This window comes from Aeromonas sp. QDB30, from assembly GCF_027707645.1.
In the GTDB taxonomy this organism is placed as follows: Bacteria; Pseudomonadota; Gammaproteobacteria; order Enterobacterales; family Aeromonadaceae; genus Aeromonas; species Aeromonas caviae.
The window spans coordinates 1-692 of the sequence record NZ_JAPCIY010000196.1; the positions used below are offsets into that span (position 1 = coordinate 1).

The 692-nt window shown below is 37.7% G+C and carries 1 protein-coding gene; it reads right to left on the reverse strand.

From position 1 onward, the window contains the following. Window positions 1–124 precede the first annotated feature (124 nt). Window positions 125–571 carry a hypothetical protein gene (locus tag PG896_RS21090; protein ID WP_270836206.1) on the reverse strand — a complete coding sequence of 149 codons (447 nt, stop codon included), beginning with the start codon at window positions 569–571 and terminating at the stop codon, window positions 125–127. Between the last annotated feature and the right edge of the window lie 121 nt (window positions 572–692).

A 692-nucleotide genomic window follows, 5' to 3' on the forward strand; every position in this document is an offset into this window, starting at 1 on the left:
AAGCAAGCAGGAAAGTGGGATCAAGAGACGATCGTCTCATTTTTCCTGTGTCAATACTGTTCCGGTGAATACTTACATTTACGCGAACGTCCGATTACACCTGACGGCTAATCGAGTCTACGAGCTAATCTGCGATTTGCTTCTCAATGACAGCTATTATTTCATTGAATTCAACGTTTATTGATTTTATATATTCGTTGATTGCTATATTTCTTATTACAGTTTCTTCCGCCTCTACTTCTTTCGCTATGGATGAGGTGTATTTATGATGGTCTGTCATTTTTTCTATCTGAAAAAGCCAAGAGATATCGATGCCAAACATAGCTTCAATAGAGGTCTGTACATCTTTATTAAAATATACCTCTTTTTCAGGGGGGAGCTTCCCAGGGAAGCAATATAAATCTTCTTGGGGAGCTGGACCAACATCAGCATCTCGAATCGCTATAGCTCTTCTTCCAATTTTATTCAATGTTTTAACAGCTTCTCTAACCGCATTTTTATCACCAATATCGTGAATGTGAATAACCTTAAGTAGATCTTTTTTATGCGTCCTAATAACTTCTGTTAACAATGCTTTTGCAAATAAATCCTCAACACATATATCGAGAGCTCTAAGGAAGGTGCGAATAAGCGGGGAAATTCTTCTCGGCTGACTCAGTCATTTCATTTTTTCAGTTTGAGCCGATTTTTTC